We start from the raw sequence: 15,185 nt of genomic DNA on the forward strand, positions 1-15,185 counted from the left end.
AGGTTAGGGATGAGCACTTTATTAAGTTAATAAAAAAGGCGTGTTTATCACGCCTTTTGCTATATTTTTTAAGATTATGCTTTAATTTCGGAGCGGCTTTTTAAGAAAAAGAGTGCGACTGTTGAGATCAACATCACAAAGCCAACGCCAACATATAAACTCTGTTTGTCCCAACCCATATCTAATAATTGGCCGGCAATCGTTGGAGCAAGAATTGCACCAATACGACCGATACCAATCGACCAGCCCACACCGGTGCTACGAATATCGGCATCATAAGTAAGTGGGTTTAAAGTATAAAGACCGCTGATACAGCCATTCATGAGTGCACCAACTAAAATACCGAATACCATCGCAATCCATAAAACGGACGAGGATAAGATAAAGGTAATGATTGCTGCAGAAGATAAGACAGTGAATAAAATTAACACGCCTCGTGCTGTCCAACGGCTTGCCAGTAAGCCATAGATTAAGGCGCCACAAGTGCCCCCTAATGAGATCATCATTCCAACGCTCACACTTTGTTCTGTTGTCATGCCCGCTTCTTTTAATAAGGCTGGTGTCCATGAGCTAATAAAATAGAAGCTGAACATGATCGCAAAGAAAGCCGTCCAAATTAACAGAGTAGAGTGTAAGTATTTTTTGCTGAATAATTGGCTAATAGGTAATTTACTTTTAACTTTTTCTACTTTTGCAGGAAGTTTCCAATCACTGGCTAAACCAATTTTTTTTGCGATTAAATTTAACCGCACTTCTGCATTTTTAGGTTGTTTGGTGGTGAGAAAATCAATGGATTCCGGTAACCAAATAAATAACACCACTAAAAGTAAAGCGGTTAAGATAGCGCCTGCTAGGAACACAGAACGCCAGCCATATTCACCTTGCAACATCACGGCGAACATACCGCCTAATACCGCACCGATACCAAATCCTGCTGCATAGACACTAATCGCAAAGCTACGCCATTTGCGAGAGGAATATTCGCTGGTGATCACGTTTGTGCCCACTAAAATACCGCCGACACCAAGACCAGTGATAACGCGCCAGAAACCGAGCCATTGATATTGTGAAATAAACGCAGAGCCTAACATACCGATAGCAGAGAGTGATACTGCCATTAATAACAATGGGCGGCGACCGATTTTATCGGCGAGTGGAGCGAGGAAAAGTGAGCCGGCAGTCATCCCAAACAAGCCGGCACTTAATAAATAACCTAACTCAATCCCCGAGAGTCCAAATTCGCCACGAATGGCTGTTGCGGTGAAGGCGAGGGCTAATACATCGAAGCCGTCAAGTAAATTCATGATGGCAGCCATGACCACAATCATCCATTGATAAGCCCCCATTGGGCTTTGTTCTATTTTGGCTCTAAGAGAAAGCGTTTCAGTCATTTTATTTCCTTAAGTTAAGCAAACTGACGAGAGTTTGCAAGAGATTGGAGTTTACGCAAAATCATGCTGAGTACCACACCATAAGCGGGAACAAACAAGACAATGCCGACAAATAATTTAAATAAGTAATCGACGAATCCAAGGCTAAACCAATGTTCTGCCATAAATGGATCACTACTTTTATAAAACGCGACGCAAAAGAACATAAAGGTATCTGCAAGGGAACCAAATGTCATTGAGCTGCTCGGAGCAATCCACCACGTTTTTAATTGGCGTAATCGGTTGAATACTAACACATCTAATAATTGACCGAAAACATAAGCACAGAAGCTGGCGAACGCAATACGGAAAACAAACATATTGAATTCACTTAATGCACCTAAGCCTTGATATTGTCCATTAGAAAAAACAACAGAAACAATGTAACTCACGATAAGTGCGGGGAGCATCACAATAAAGATGATCCAACGTGCTTCTTTCGCCCCAAATACACGTACCGTTAAATCAGTGGCTAAGAAAATGAATGGGAAAGTGAGTGTGCCCCATGTACTGTGGAAGGAAAAATCATCAGCAAAACCAAGTGCGGTCAATTTTAAATTGATTTCAAAGGGAATTTGAACGAAATAATTACTGGCTGTGATGATGAAGATGTGAAATAAGCTTAATAAAATTAAAGCAAAACGTTTTTGTTGATCATTGAAGATCGGAGTATTAATTTTCATTTTAAGACCTTTTTAGTTGGTTAATCGGGGGTAGGGAACCCGACATGAGAAATAAATCCGCCAAATTGGCGAGCCGTGAATAATACTAGAATTTATTGGGATTGCAAGAAAGTGCGGTCAAAAATCTAGGCATTTTATTTGTTTTAGTTTGATTTTAATAGCAGTGATAAGAATTTTCATTTACACCAAAATGATATTGTACTAGAATTCTCGGGCATTATTTATTCCACATATGCCAGGAGAGCATTTCAATGTATAAATCCAATCATTTAAAAACAACATCATTCTTCGCATTTAGTGCGTTAACAATCGCACTTTTTTCAAACTATTCTCATGCAGAAGAGAAACTTGAGGAAATTAAAGTTACTGCGGAAGATCAGGTAAAACAATCGCTTGGTTCTTCTCTTGTGACGGCAAAAGATTTAGAAAAACGACCTGCGACAAATGATATTTCTGAAGTATTACGCACTATGCCAGGTGTGAATTTAACGGGTAACTCATCTACAGGACAACGCGGAAATAAACGTCAAATTGATATTCGCGGTATGGGACCAGAAAATACATTGATTTTAGTGGATGGTAAACCAGTCACCTCTCGTAATGCAGAACGTTATGGTGTGCGTGGTGAACGTAACTCTCGTGGCGACAGTAACTGGGTGCCGGTTGAAGCGATTGAAAAAATTGAAGTATTACGTGGTCCTTCAGCAGCACGCTATGGTTCAGGTGCAATGGGTGGGGTGGTGAATATCATCACTAAACCTGTTACCAATGATTTACACGGTAGCTTAAGCTATTACACCAATCAACCAGAAGACAGCGATGAAGGTGCAACAAATCGAGTTGGTTTTAATCTAAGCGGTGCGTTAATTAAAGATGTATTGCAATTCCGTTTATATGGTAACTGGAACAAAACGCAAGCGGATGAAGTTGGCATTAATGGCGATCCTGCGATTGCCGGTCGTGAAGGCGTACGTAATAAAGATATTAATGGCCGTTTAGTGTGGAATATCAATGAGAAAAATAAATTAACCTTGGATTCCGGTTTTAGCCGTCAAGGTAATATTTATAATGGTGATACACAAAATAGCTCAGCAGGGCTTTACAATAATAAAAACTATCCTGAAACCAAAACGTTGGCAGGAAGCAAAGCTGAAACTGCTCGTTTATATCGTCAGAACTATGCTTTAACCTATGAAGGTAAATTCGATCATTTTGACAATAAAACTTATATTACTTTTGATAAAACTAAAAACAGCCGTTTACCAGAATATTTAGCGGGTGGTCCAGAAGGTAGTTATTCTAGCACATCAGCTTTTAGCGATTCTATTCTTAAAAATACGCGTTTTAGTTCAGAATTCTATATTCCATTTACCTTGGGTGTAGATCATATGCTGACAGTTGGTTTTGAGGGGGCACACAGCAGTTTAGATGATGACGCTTCTATGACACAGTTACTTGGTGGACGACGAGACAAGAATACAGGGAAGGTGCTTTATGATTTGAAAGAACGCCTACCAACCGGCATCTCGAACGTACGAGGTGGTCATAGCAGTCAAACTGAATGGGCAGTATTTGTTGAAGATAATATTTCAGCAACCCAATCTACCATCTTAACGCCATCTTTGCGTTATGATTACAACACCTATTCTGGTTCTAATCTAAGTGGTGGATTAAACTTCTTACAAAGCCTCAACGATGATTGGAGAATTAAAGGTGGGATAGCAAGAGCTTATAAAGCACCGAATCTTTATCAAACTAACCCGAATTACTTGTTGTTTACTTTAGGTCAAGGTTGTCCAACGAATGTACCAAATAATAAAACTTGTTATTTCCAAGGTAATAGCGACATTAAACCAGAAACCAGCTGGAATAAAGAAATCGGAATTGAATATGATAAAGACGGGCTTCTTGCTTCTGTGGCTTACTTCCGTAATGACTATCGTAACAAAATAGTGTCTGATGGTGAATTTATCGGTTTAACTAACTTAGGTAACTATGTGTATAAATGGGGTAATGCAAACCGCGCAGTGATTGAAGGTTTTGAAGGTAATCTGACATTACCATTAATCCAAGATAAATTAAACTGGGTGAATAACTTCACTTATATGCATAAAACCAAAAATAAAGATACAGGTAACCCGCTTTCTATCGTGCCAAAATATACCTTGAACTCAAGCTTAAGTTATCAAATTACAGATAGCTTGGATGCAATGTTGACTTATACGCAATACGGTAAACAAAAATCCCGTAAAAATCCGGAAAACCGTATGGAAAATGGTAACGGCAAAAATATTAATCAGCTAGCTAACTCAGAAGATATCGGTAGCTATGCAGTTTGGGGATTAAGTGCAGGTTATAATTGGAAAGATACAATCAGCATTCGTGTTGGCGTAAGTAACTTATTTGATAAACGCATTTATCGTTCATCAAGCAGTACAAATTACAATGCTCATACTTATAACGAACCTGGTCGTGCTTATTACGCAACAGTTAAATATTCATTTTAATTGAGCGTTTAGAACTGATAGAAAAAGTGCGGTCGATTTTGACCGCACTTTTTTATTGATTGAATTTTGAAAATGGTGAATTTCAGATAATAAAAAACCCTGCATAGGCAGGGTTCTTCACACAGATTCAAATTATTTTGTACCTGGGATTTTGAAACGGCTGTTAAAGCGTTCAACACGACCACCAGTATCAACAACACGTTGTTTACCAGTGTAGAATGGGTGGCAGCTACCGCACACATCAAGGTTGATATCTTTGCCTAAAGTAGAACGAGTTTTGATCACGTTACCGCAAGAACAAGTTGCAGTGATCTCTTTATATTCTGGGTGAATACCTTGTTTCATAGAAAACCTCAAATTGAAGCCACGCCGCTATAAATGCTTTCCACTTACACCGCGTGAGTTAATAATCGCCGACAATCCGGCACCAAATAGACTGCGAATTATACTGAAAAAATCAAATTGATCAAGAGGTGTGCTTTAGTGATAGAATCATCGCAAAATTTTTGCTTATTTTTGACCGCACTTTAGGAAAGTTATGTTAGCCCAATCCTCTGTTGATGCCCCTTTTGCCCATTCAGTTCTACAATGGTATGAGAAGTTTGGGCGTAAAAATTTGCCTTGGCAGCAAAATAAAACCCTTTATGGTGTTTGGCTTTCTGAAGTGATGTTACAACAGACTCAAGTTTCCACGGTCATTCCTTATTTTGAACGTTTTATTAAAACCTTTCCCAATGTGACCGCACTTGCTAATGCATCACAAGATGAAGTGTTACATCTGTGGACGGGACTAGGTTATTACGCACGTGCAAGAAATTTACATAAAGCCGCTCAAACCATTAGAGATGAATATCAAGGTGAATTTCCTACGCAATTTGAGCAAGTTTGGGCATTAACGGGCGTGGGACGATCGACGGCTGGCGCAATACTATCTTCTGTGCAAAATCAACCGTATCCAATTTTAGACGGTAATGTGAAACGTGTGCTTTCTCGTTATTTTGCAGTTGAAGGTTGGCCTGGCGAGAAAAAAGTCGAAAATCAATTATGGCAGTTGAGTGAACAGGTTACACCAACAACGAGAGTCGCTGAATTTAATCAAGCGATGATGGACATCGGTTCGGCTATTTGTACTCGAACAAAACCTAAATGCGATTTGTGTCCTTTAAGTAACGATTGTTTAGCTAATAAACTCGAAAAGTGGACAGCATTTCCAGGAAAGAAACCCAAAAAATCATTGCCAGAAAAGCAGAGCTATTTTTTGATTTTATCTTATCAAGGAAAAGTCTGGTTGGAACAGCGTGAAAGCAAAGGGTTATGGGGCGGATTGTATTGTTTCCCTCAGTTTGATGATAAACAAACATTATTGAATTATCTGAAAGAGCAAGGGATTACCGAGTATCAAGAATGGGTAACTTTCCGTCATACCTTTAGTCATTTTCATTTAGACATTCATCCCATTTATGTTGAAGTTGATCGAAAATCTGAAGAGAGCGATCGTTCAGATTGGAAAAAATTGTCAGAAAAAGTAAAAGAATCTCAATCTGGTCTATTAAGTGCGGTCAAATATTGGTATGATCCAACGTCACCTGAACAGATCGGGTTAGCTCAGCCTGTGAAAAATTTATTAACGCAATTTGTAAGGAATTATTATGGCTAGAACTGTTTTTTGCGAATATTTGAAACAAGATGCGGAAGGATTGGATTTTCAACTGTATCCCGGTGAATTAGGTAAACGTATTTTTAATTCAATTAGTAAACAAGCATGGGGCGAATGGATCAAAAAACAAACCATGTTAGTGAACGAGAAAAAACTCAATATGATGAATGCAGAACATCGTAAATTATTAGAAGAAGAAATGGTGAATTTCTTATTTGAAGGCAAAGATGTGCATATTGAAGGTTACGTTCCCCCATCTAAATAACAAAAGATTATGAAAAAGTATTTATTATTGGCGCTACTTCCACTTTTATATGCTTGTAGCGACTCGCCAACCCATCGACGTGGCATTAATTACGACGAAGTGTTTTCAAAAGACACGCAAGGTTTAGATATTTTAACTGGTCAATTCTCCCATAATATCGATCGCATTTGGGGGGTGAATGAGCTGTTAGTGGCGAGTCGTAAAGACTACGTGAAATACACGGACTCTTTCTATACGCGTAGCCACGTAAGCTTTGACGAAGGTACAATTATTGTTGAAACTCAACAAGATCTTAATCGTTTACACAATGCGATTGTCCATACTTTATTGATGGGGTCCGATGCGAAAGGGATCGACTTATTCGCTTCTGGTGATGTACCGATTAGTACGCGTCCTTTCTTATTAGGTCAGGTTGTGGATAATAATGGTCAGCAAATTGCTAACCAAGTGATTGCAAGTAACTTTGCGACTTATTTAATCCAAAATAAATTACAAACTCGCCGCCTGCAAAATGGTAACACCGTGCAATTTGTGGTGATCTCAATGATTGCAAACCACGTTGAAGTGCGTGCACAAAAATATATTCCATTAGTCCGTAAAGCTGCAGAACGCTATGGCATTGATGAAAGCTTGATTTTAGGTATTATGCAAACAGAATCTAGCTTCAACCCGTATGCGATAAGTTATGCGAATGCAATCGGCTTAATGCAAGTGGTACCAAGCACAGCAGGTCGTGATGTATTTGCGATGAAAGGTAAAGGTGGACAACCATCTGCGCGTTACCTTTATGATCCTGCAAATAACATTGATGCGGGGGTTTCTTACTTATGGATTTTGCAAAATCAATATTTAGATGGTATTACAAACCCTACCTCTAAACGTTTTGCAATGATTTCTGCTTACAACAGTGGTGCAGGTGCAGTATTACGTGTATTCGATGAGGATAAAGATGAGGCGATCTATAAGATCAACCAGATGTATCCTGAACAAGTATATCGCATCTTAACTACAGCACATCCATCGTCACAAGCAAGAAACTACTTGCTGAAAGTGGATGCAGCTCAGAAGAAATTCCGTGTAAGACGATAATTTCAGAAATTAAATACCATGCCCGAAAGACTTTTCTCTCGGGCATTATTTTTTCTATAAAGTGCGGTTATCTTTAGTTGAGTTTTTCAAAATACGTTCTTTTTATAGACGTTTTGGTTATTAACCATTCAAATACACCAACTTTTTCACTTTTTTTGAATTTAATTGTTGACCGATACCCGAAAAAATAGTTTAATACGCTCCGTTGTCAGGCAGTAGCCAATAACGATAACGCCTCGATAGCTCAGTCGGTAGAGCAGGGGATTGAAAATCCCCGTGTCGGTGGTTCGATTCCGCCTCGAGGCACCATTTCCTCCTTAGTTCAGTCGGTAGAACGGTGGACTGTTAATCCATATGTCGCAGGTTCGAGTCCCGCAGGAGGAGCCAAATTCTAAGAAGCCGCTAAAGTAATTTAGCGGTTTTTTGCTTTTTAGAATTCAGCATTATTCTGTTGTTTTCCTCTCTTTAAAATTTGCTCAAATTTCTCACCGCAGTTTTTTGATCTAGATAAATATTTATGTAAAAAAGTTACATAAAATTGTTAGCGAGATCACACTTTATTATTTTGCACTTTGCAATCAATCCCTAATCTCATCATAATGCAGCCACTAATTTAATGAATGAATAGTCATTAAATAAACGATTTTATAATTTTAACTTTAGAAGGTGATGTATGGACACTACAACTAATAAAAAATGGAATAAATTTGATACAGCTTGGGTATTAAACTTATTTGGTACTGCGGTGGGCGCAGGGGTATTATTTTTACCAATCAATGCAGGGATGGGCGGTTTTTGGCCTTTGGTTGTGATGGCGATTTTAGTCGGACCGATGACATATTTTGCGCATCGTGGCTTGGCTTATTTCGTGTTGTCTTCTTCTAAACCAGGCAGTGATATTACTGAAGTGGTAGAAGAACATTTCGGCCCGACTGCTGGGAAATTAATTACATTATTATATTTCTTTGCGATCTTCCCAATTTTATTGATTTATGGAAACGGGATCACCAATACGGTTGATTCTTTTATCGTCAATCAATTAGGCATGGCTTCACCAAATCGTGCTATTCTTTCTTTTGTATTGATTGCAATATTGATTTCAGTCATGTTGTTCAGTGAAAAAGTGATGTTGAAAATCACCGAATTACTGGTGTATCCATTGGTGTTGATTCTTTTTGCGTTATCAATTTATCTCATTCCTCAATGGAATGCATCAATGCTTTATGAGCTTCCTACAGCGAGTGGTTTTGTGACGACATTGTGGTTAACTATTCCAGTGTTGGTTTTCTCTTTTAACCATTCTCCGGCAATTTCCTCTTTCACGCTTTCTCAACAACGTGAATATAAAGATTTTAATACAACGGAATATCATATCGGTCGTACAGAAAAAGGCACTTCAACCGTATTACTGTTCTTTGTGATGTTCTTTGTATTTAGCTGTGTATTAACCTTAACACCAGCAGAGTTATTAGAAGCAAAAGCACAAAATATTAGTATCTTGTCTTATCTTGCTAACAAATTCGATAACCCATACATTTCTTATTTCGCACCATTGGTGGCTTTCTTCGCGATTACAAGCTCATTCTTTGGCCATTATTTAGGGGCACGTGAAGGTTTAGAAGGTTTATACCTCAAAATGAAAGGTGAAAGCGTGAATCGTAAAAAATTAAATTACGGTACTGCAGTTTTCTTCTTATTGACTTTATGGGGTGTGGCGATCATTAATCCAAGTATTTTAGGTTTGATCGAATCCCTTGGCGGCCCAATCATTGCGATGATCCTTTTCATTATGCCTATGTATGCGATTCGCAATGTTCCAGCAATGAAACGCTATCAAGGTCGTTTTAGCAATGTATTTGTTACAGTTATGGGATTAATTGCTATCTCCGCGGTCGTATATGGATTATTATAAGCGGCTTTTTAGTTTAGCTTAGGATTTAAAATAATATGATTAGTGTATTTGATATGTTTAAAGTGGGGGTTGGGCCATCCAGCTCCCATACTGTTGGCCCGATGAAAGCAGGTAAGCAGTTTATTGACGATTTAATCGAGCAAGGTAAATTTGATGCTGTTGCAACCTTGCACGTTGATGTGTATGGCTCTCTCTCAATGACGGGACATGGTCATAATACAGATATTGCGATCATTATGGGATTGGCCGGTTATCTCCCGCATGATGTGGATATTGATTTAATCCCAACCTTTATCGAACAGGTTAAACAAACCAAAAAACTCTCGATTGCTCAGGGCAAAAAAACGGTTAATTTCGATTGGGATGCCAATATGGTATTCCATAATTCCTTTTTATCATTGCATGAAAACGGTATGACCATTACTGCATTAGATGCTGATCGTAACGTGCTTTACCGCCAAACTTATTATTCTATCGGTGGTGGATTTATTGTAGATGAAGCGCATTTTGGTCAAGAGGAAGAAAATCCGGTGACTGTGCCGTATCCTTATCAACATGCTGAAGATATTTTGAAACATTGTCAGGAGAGTGGCTTAATGCTCTCAACAGTGATGATGAAAAATGAATTAGCATTGCGTGATAAAAAAGAGGTTGAAGCACATTTACAGAATGTTTGGAAAACCATGAAAGATTGTATTGAACATGGTATTAAAACAGAAGGTGTGTTACCAGGGCCATTAAAAGTTGCTCGTCGTGCGCCATCACTTTATCGTCTCTTGGAGGCGAATAGCGGCCGTTTAGCCCATGACCCAATGTATGTGATCGACTGGGTGAATATGTTTGCTCTTGCAGTAAATGAAGAGAATGCGGCAGGTGGTCGAGTTGTGACTGCACCAACTAATGGTGCATGCGGTATTGTGCCGGCGGTACTTTCTTATTATGAAAAATTTGTCGCACCTTTAACACCAGAAGTCATTGAACGCTACTTATTGGCTGCCGGTATGATTGGTTCCCTTTATAAGATGAATGCATCTATTTCGGGAGCAGAGGTTGGTTGCCAAGGTGAAGTGGGCGTGGCATGTTCAATGGCTGCCGCAGGTTTAACTGAGATCTTAGGTGGTACACCAGTACAAGTGTGTATCGCAGCTGAAATTGCGATGGAACATAACTTGGGCTTAACTTGCGATCCTGTTGGTGGCCAAGTGCAAGTACCTTGTATTGAACGTAATGCCATTGCTTCGGTGAAAGCGATTAACGCTAGCCGTATGGCATTACGCCGAACCACGAATCCTCGCGTAACCTTGGATAAAGTGATCGAAACCATGTATGAAACAGGTAAAGACATGAATGCCAAATATCGTGAAACATCGAAAGGTGGCTTAGCGGTGAAAGTAGTGTGTTCTTAATAGCAAATTGATAATAAAAGAGCGGTCATTTTTGACCGCTCTTTTTTATTTCCCTTTCACGTCAATAATGATCACTTCCGACTGTGATCCTAAACGCATTGGAATTCCCCAGAAGCCGTAACCAGAAGTGACAAAAAAATGTGGGTTGCCAATTTTTTCATGACCATAATCCAAACGATATATCATTTTTGTGATTAAACTGGCGGGGAATACTTGCCCTTTATGTGCATGCCCTGAAACTTGAATATCAAGCGGGAGTGACGCATGTTTTTCAATATCTGTTGGGCGGTGATCCAAGAGGATAGTCGGTAAGTTAGTATCCACCTGTTTTAGTAAGGTCTCGGTACTCGGTCTATCGTGAGCAAGATTATCGTTTCGTCCAATAAGCACCAATTCATTATTTAACGTTAATGTTTCATCTCTTAATACGGTAATACCTGCTTTGCGAATTTCCTGATCAATTCGGTCTTGATCTCCAAATAAATCATGATTGCCTAGTGTGGCATAAACGCCCATTGGGGCCTTGAGTTTCGCTAAATGGGGTTGCATTTTTTCGGCTAAATAAGCATTGACGTTATCATCCATAATATCGCCAGGCAATAAAATGATATCCACCTTTTCTTGCTGCATAATATCAGCCAGTTTATCCAATTCTTTCCCGCCAAATAATTTGCCTAAATGGAGATCGCTTGCCATGCCAATTCGCAATGGTTTAATCGGTTTATCTAGCGTAATTTCATAATGAATAACACGTGTGACATAGGCGTTATACACACTTAAGGCAGTGATACCAATAAATAAAATCGGGTAAGCAATGCGTAAAGTGCGGTCGATTTTTGTAATGGATTTAGATTTTCGGAAAAGAAAATGAACACATCCTACTGCAATACTCGCAAAGGCTGAAAAAAGGAGTAGTGCGAGCATTAAAGCAATAAGCCGAAATACCGTAAAAAGCTTTAAAAAATGGCAAATAACCAAGGCGTTAGGAAGCAAAAAGCTGACAAAAGTAATTGCTCGTCTTGTCTTTTGAGAGAGCGGTTTGTTAAGCCACCAAATCAGCGTTTTATTAAAAATATAAATCAGCAGTTGTAACAAAATAATAGCTGCCGTAAATATAAAGTAATAACGAGTTTCCATCTGCAATTCCTAAATAAAAAGTGCGGTCGTTTTTGACCCAGTTTTGAAGTATTGAATAATAAATTTCTCTGTTCCCAAAGGCAAATTTTTTCGCTAAAATGCGGCTCGTTTTAGTTAATTTAAGAAGGAAAATCCAATGTTTGGAAAAGGCGGTTTAGGCGGCTTGATGAAACAAGCCCAACAAATGCAAGAAAAAATGCAAAAAATGCAGGAAGAAATTGCCCAATTAGAAGTAACAGGCGAAAGTGGTGCGGGTTTAGTAAAAATCACGATTAATGGTGCGCACAACTGCCGTCGTATTGAGATCGATCCTTCTTTAATGGAAGACGATAAAGAAATGTTGGAAGATTTAATTGCTGCCGCATTCAACGATGCAGTCCGTCGTGCAGAAGAATTACAAAAAGAAAAAATGGCTTCTGTAACCGCAGGCATGCCATTACCGCCAGGAATGAAACTTCCATTTTAATTCATCGGGTGTGTGAGTTTATCGATTCACACACCATCCATTTTCTCCCACCATAAATACTATGCAAAGCAGTCCACTTTTAGAACATCTTATTGAAAATCTTCGTTGCTTGCCGGGTGTCGGTCCGAAATCAGCGCAGCGTATGGCTTATCATCTTTTACAGCGCAATCGTAGCGGTGGGATGAATTTAGCACGTGCATTAACGGAAGCGATGTCTAAAATTGGACATTGTTCGCAGTGTCGCGATTTTACCGAAGAGGAAACATGCAATATTTGTAACAATCCTCGTCGCCAAAATTCAGGCTTACTTTGCGTGGTGGAAATGCCAGCGGATATTCAAGCCATTGAGCAAACCGGCCAATTCTCAGGGCGTTATTTCGTCTTAATGGGACACTTATCGCCTTTAGATGGTATTGGTCCGAAAGAAATTGGTTTAGATTTATTGCAAAAACGTCTGGTAGAAGAATCTTTCCATGAAGTAATTTTAGCGACCAATCCAACGGTAGAAGGCGATGCAACAGCCAATTATATTGCTGAAATTTGTCATCAACATAATATTAAAGTAAGCCGTATTGCCCATGGGATCCCTGTCGGTGGGGAATTAGAAACCGTGGACGGCACTACCTTAACCCACTCTTTCTTAGGTCGTCGTCAGATCGACTAATCTTATGCGCCTGTTTATTGCCGAGAAACCCAGTCTTGGGCGAGCGATTGCCGATGTATTGCCAAAACCTCATCAACGGGGGGATGGTTTTATTAAATGCGGCAATGATGATGTTGTGACTTGGTGCGTGGGGCATTTGCTTGAACAAGCAGAACCGGATGCCTACGATCCTAAATTTAAACAATGGCGTTTAGAACATTTACCCATCATTCCTGAAAAATGGATTCTGTTGCCGCGAAAAGAAGTCAAAAAACAACTTTCCGTGGTGGAAAAACTGATTCATCAAGCTGATGTTTTAGTTAACGCAGGGGACCCGGATAGAGAAGGGCAGTTGCTGGTGGATGAAGTATTTAGTTATGCCAATTTATCAGCGGAAAAACGTGATGGCATTTTGCGTTGTTTGATTAGCGATCTTAACCCAAGTGCGGTGGAAAAAGCGGTACAAAAGCTCCAACCTAACCGTCATTTTATTCCATTAGCCACCTCTGCACTGGCGCGTGCTCGTGCGGATTGGCTTTATGGTATTAATATGACCCGCGCTTATACCATTCGTGGTCGCCAAGCGGGTTATGATGGTGTGCTTTCTGTTGGGCGAGTGCAGACCCCCGTATTAGGCTTGATTGTTCGACGTGATTTGGAAATTGAACATTTCCAACCAAAAGATTTCTATGAAGTGTTGGCATGGGTGAAAGACGAAAAAACGTTTGAAAATCCGACCGCACTTTTTTCTGCACTTTGGCAACCGAGCAAGGCTTGTGAAGACTATCAAGATGAAGATGGTCGCGTACTGTCTTTAGGCTTAGCCGAAAATGTGGTGAAGCGCATTACCGATCAACCTGCCGAAGTGACTGAATATGTGGATAAGCGAGAAAAAGAAACAGCGCCTTTGCCTTATTCCTTGTCAGCATTGCAGATTGATGCGGCAAAACGTTTTGGCATGTCAGCGCAAAGCGTGTTGGATACCTGTCAACGTTTATATGAAACCCATCGTTTGATTACTTATCCACGTTCTGATTGTCGTTATTTGCCAGAAGAGCATTTTGCTGAACGACATAAAGTGATGAATGCGATTTCACAGCATTGTCAGACTTATCAAACCTTGCCGTCGGTGGTGGATAGCGAGCAACGTAATCGTTGTTGGAATGATAAAAAGGTGGAAGCACACCATGCCATTATTCCAACGGCTAACATACGTTCGATCAATTTAAGTATTGATGAACACCGTATTTATGAACTCATTGCGCGTCAGTATTTATTGCAATTCTGTCCAGATGCGGAATATCGTAAAAGTAAAATTACCTTAAGTATTGCAGGCGGTACTTTTGTGGCTCAAGCGCGCAACTTGCAAACCGCGGGTTGGAAAGAATTGCTTGGTAAAGAAGACGAAGATGAAAATCAAGAGCCGTTATTGCCGATCGTGAAAAAAGGCCAGATCCTGTACTGTGAAAGAGGCGAAGTGGTAAGCAAAAAAACGCAACCGCCTAAACCTTTTACTGATGCGACATTGCTTTCCGCCATGACAGGGATTGCGCGCTTTGTGCAAGATAAAGAATTGAAAAAAATTCTGCGTGAAACAGATGGACTTGGCACAGAAGCCACCCGAGCGGGCATTATTGAATTGCTGTTTAAACGCGGTTTTTTGACGAAAAAAGGGCGTAATATTCACAGCACAGAAACGGGACGGATCCTCATTTCAGCGCTACCGGATATTGCCACACAACCTGATATGACGGCACATTGGGAAGCTCAGCTAACAGATATCAGCCAAAAACAGGCGAGTTATCAGCAATTTATGTTTACACTCAATCAAATGCTACCGGATTTAGTGCGCTTTGTGGATTTCACCGCATTACGTCGTTTAAGTCAGATTTCAAAAGGTTTAAATGCGACACCCGCTAAACGAAAAAGAGTGGTCAAAAAATCGGAAGATTTAAACACTGAAAATTGATTAAACTTAATACAATTAAGT

The 15,185-nt window shown here is 39.7% G+C and carries 13 protein-coding genes and 2 tRNA genes; 11 read left to right on the forward strand and 4 right to left on the reverse strand.

Translation table 11 applies throughout. The annotated features are described in order from the left end of the window. Window positions 1–74 precede the first annotated feature (74 nt). On the reverse strand, window positions 75–1,391 hold the full coding sequence (locus tag INP95_RS04280) for an MFS transporter (RefSeq protein ID WP_197560972.1): 1,317 nt from the start codon (window positions 1,389–1,391) through the stop codon (window positions 75–77). Window positions 1,392–1,405: 14 nt separating this feature from the next. Then, entirely contained in the window at window positions 1,406–2,113 is a 708-nt protein-coding gene (locus INP95_RS04285; protein ID WP_197560973.1) for a 7-cyano-7-deazaguanine/7-aminomethyl-7-deazaguanine transporter, read from the reverse strand. A gap of 251 nt (window positions 2,114–2,364) precedes the next feature. Here INP95_RS04285 and INP95_RS04290 point away from each other — a divergent pair, with 251 nt between their 5' ends. Continuing rightward, window positions 2,365–4,620 (forward strand): FepA family TonB-dependent siderophore receptor, encoded by a 2,256-nt coding sequence (locus INP95_RS04290; protein ID WP_197560974.1) that lies wholly within the window; start codon window positions 2,365–2,367, stop codon window positions 4,618–4,620. A gap of 132 nt (window positions 4,621–4,752) precedes the next feature. On the opposite strand, the gene rpmE is transcribed toward INP95_RS04290, so the two are convergent. Further along, window positions 4,753–4,965 (reverse strand): 50S ribosomal protein L31, encoded by a 213-nt coding sequence (rpmE, locus tag INP95_RS04295; protein WP_005696847.1) that lies wholly within the window; start codon window positions 4,963–4,965, stop codon window positions 4,753–4,755. Window positions 4,966–5,158: 193 nt separating this feature from the next. Here rpmE and mutY point away from each other — a divergent pair, with 193 nt between their 5' ends. From mutY to INP95_RS04330, 7 genes are all read left to right on the forward strand, one after another. Continuing rightward, complete coding sequence (gene mutY, locus INP95_RS04300) at window positions 5,159–6,277, forward strand: A/G-specific adenine glycosylase (RefSeq protein ID WP_197560975.1); 1,119 nt, start codon at window positions 5,159–5,161, stop codon at window positions 6,275–6,277. Next, window positions 6,270–6,542 carry an oxidative damage protection protein gene (locus INP95_RS04305; protein WP_049365232.1) on the forward strand — a complete coding sequence of 91 codons (273 nt, stop codon included), beginning with the start codon at window positions 6,270–6,272 and terminating at the stop codon, window positions 6,540–6,542. Before mutY ends, INP95_RS04305 begins: the two co-directional genes overlap by 8 nt. A gap of 9 nt (window positions 6,543–6,551) precedes the next feature. Continuing rightward, the gene (gene mltC / locus INP95_RS04310; RefSeq protein ID WP_005696844.1) at window positions 6,552–7,631 is read left to right on the forward strand and encodes a membrane-bound lytic murein transglycosylase MltC; all 1,080 of its coding nucleotides are present in this window, start codon (window positions 6,552–6,554) and stop codon (window positions 7,629–7,631) included. Between the two features lie 233 nt (window positions 7,632–7,864). Beyond that, window positions 7,865–7,940, forward strand: a tRNA-Phe gene (locus INP95_RS04315). 2 nt (window positions 7,941–7,942) lie between these two features. Beyond that, window positions 7,943–8,018 (forward strand) — tRNA-Asn (locus tag INP95_RS04320). A gap of 286 nt (window positions 8,019–8,304) precedes the next feature. Beyond that, window positions 8,305–9,543, forward strand: coding sequence for an HAAAP family serine/threonine permease (locus INP95_RS04325; RefSeq protein WP_049368879.1), 1,239 nt, complete (start codon window positions 8,305–8,307; stop codon window positions 9,541–9,543). 35 nt (window positions 9,544–9,578) lie between these two features. Then, on the forward strand, window positions 9,579–10,949 hold the full coding sequence (locus INP95_RS04330; protein WP_049373211.1) for an L-serine ammonia-lyase: 1,371 nt from the start codon (window positions 9,579–9,581) through the stop codon (window positions 10,947–10,949). A 45-nt stretch (window positions 10,950–10,994) separates the two neighbouring features. Here the strand turns inward: INP95_RS04330 and INP95_RS04335 are convergent, their stop codons facing one another. Continuing rightward, window positions 10,995–12,086, reverse strand: coding sequence for a metallophosphoesterase (locus tag INP95_RS04335; RefSeq protein WP_197560976.1), 1,092 nt, complete (start codon window positions 12,084–12,086; stop codon window positions 10,995–10,997). 136 nt (window positions 12,087–12,222) lie between these two features. On the opposite strand from INP95_RS04335, the gene INP95_RS04340 reads away from it, so the two are divergent. The 3 genes from INP95_RS04340 to INP95_RS04350 all read left to right on the forward strand — a co-directional run bounded on the left by INP95_RS04340 (window position 12,223) and on the right by INP95_RS04350 (window position 15,164). Next, window positions 12,223–12,552 (forward strand): YbaB/EbfC family nucleoid-associated protein, encoded by a 330-nt coding sequence (locus tag INP95_RS04340; RefSeq protein ID WP_005696839.1) that lies wholly within the window; start codon window positions 12,223–12,225, stop codon window positions 12,550–12,552. A 61-nt stretch (window positions 12,553–12,613) separates the two neighbouring features. Then, on the forward strand, window positions 12,614–13,216 hold the full coding sequence (gene recR, locus INP95_RS04345; protein WP_005696838.1) for a recombination mediator RecR: 603 nt from the start codon (window positions 12,614–12,616) through the stop codon (window positions 13,214–13,216). Window positions 13,217–13,220: 4 nt separating this feature from the next. Then, on the forward strand, window positions 13,221–15,164 hold the full coding sequence (locus INP95_RS04350) for a DNA topoisomerase III (protein ID WP_197560977.1): 1,944 nt from the start codon (window positions 13,221–13,223) through the stop codon (window positions 15,162–15,164). The last annotated feature ends 21 nt before the right edge of the window (window positions 15,165–15,185 follow it).

The sequence above is a fragment of the Haemophilus parainfluenzae genome, assembly GCF_014931375.1.
Taxonomy (GTDB): Bacteria; Pseudomonadota; Gammaproteobacteria; order Enterobacterales; family Pasteurellaceae; genus Haemophilus_D.

Coding starts and splice junctions, on each gene's coding strand:
- INP95_RS04280 (WP_197560972.1), bottom strand. CDS start 1,391: ATGACTGAAACGCTTTCTCTTAGAGCCAAAATAGAACAAAGCCCAATG.
- INP95_RS04285 (WP_197560973.1), bottom strand. CDS start 2,113: ATGAAAATTAATACTCCGATCTTCAATGATCAACAAAAACGTTTTGCT.
- INP95_RS04290 (WP_197560974.1), top strand. CDS start 2,365: ATGTATAAATCCAATCATTTAAAAACAACATCATTCTTCGCATTTAGT.
- rpmE (WP_005696847.1), bottom strand. CDS start 4,965: ATGAAACAAGGTATTCACCCAGAATATAAAGAGATCACTGCAACTTGT.
- mutY (WP_197560975.1), top strand. CDS start 5,159: ATGTTAGCCCAATCCTCTGTTGATGCCCCTTTTGCCCATTCAGTTCTA.
- INP95_RS04305 (WP_049365232.1), top strand. CDS start 6,270: ATGGCTAGAACTGTTTTTTGCGAATATTTGAAACAAGATGCGGAAGGA.
- mltC (WP_005696844.1), top strand. CDS start 6,552: ATGAAAAAGTATTTATTATTGGCGCTACTTCCACTTTTATATGCTTGT.
- INP95_RS04325 (WP_049368879.1), top strand. CDS start 8,305: ATGGACACTACAACTAATAAAAAATGGAATAAATTTGATACAGCTTGG.
- INP95_RS04330 (WP_049373211.1), top strand. CDS start 9,579: ATGATTAGTGTATTTGATATGTTTAAAGTGGGGGTTGGGCCATCCAGC.
- INP95_RS04335 (WP_197560976.1), bottom strand. CDS start 12,086: ATGGAAACTCGTTATTACTTTATATTTACGGCAGCTATTATTTTGTTA.
- INP95_RS04340 (WP_005696839.1), top strand. CDS start 12,223: ATGTTTGGAAAAGGCGGTTTAGGCGGCTTGATGAAACAAGCCCAACAA.
- recR (WP_005696838.1), top strand. CDS start 12,614: ATGCAAAGCAGTCCACTTTTAGAACATCTTATTGAAAATCTTCGTTGC.
- INP95_RS04350 (WP_197560977.1), top strand. CDS start 13,221: ATGCGCCTGTTTATTGCCGAGAAACCCAGTCTTGGGCGAGCGATTGCC.